This window comes from Mesorhizobium sp. M4A.F.Ca.ET.022.05.2.1 (assembly GCF_003998845.1).
Classification (GTDB): Bacteria; Pseudomonadota; Alphaproteobacteria; order Rhizobiales; family Rhizobiaceae; genus Mesorhizobium.
The window spans coordinates 1-491 of the sequence record NZ_RZOJ01000829.1; the positions used below are offsets into that span (position 1 = coordinate 1).

General features: G+C 65.2%; 1 pseudogene. It reads left to right on the forward strand.

The features are described 5' to 3' along the window. A pseudogene (locus tag EN745_RS35665) lies at window positions 1-491 on the forward strand (adenylate cyclase); the annotation flags it as partial.

Sequence of the window (491 nt, forward strand, 5' to 3'; positions counted from 1 at the left end):
CGCTACGACCGTCCGGTCGAGGACATCTTCGCGCTGCAGGACAGCCTGACCGAAAGCGTCATCAATGTGCTCGCCGGCTGTTTCGGGACGATCGCCACGATCGGGCGCAACGCGGTTCGCCGCAAGCCGCCGGCCAGCCTGCGCGCCTATGATCTCTATCTGCTTGGCGTCGAGCAGCACAACACCTTCAGCCGCGCCGGCAACGCGGAAGCGATCCGGCTGTTTTCACGCGCGCTGGAGCTCGACCCGACGCTGGTCAGGGCCTGGACCGAGCTCGCCTACGCCTATTCGATCGAAGCCGGCAACTGCTTTGGCCGCGATCCGCGGGCATCGATCGAGAAATGGCGCGCGGCGGTCGAAAATGCGATCCGGCTCGATCCCTTCGACAGCAGCGCCTGCAACTGCTTCGGCGATCTCATGGGATGCCTCGGCGACCTCGATGCCGCGGAGCGCGCCTACAAAAGAGCCTACGAATGTGGCCCCAACCATGC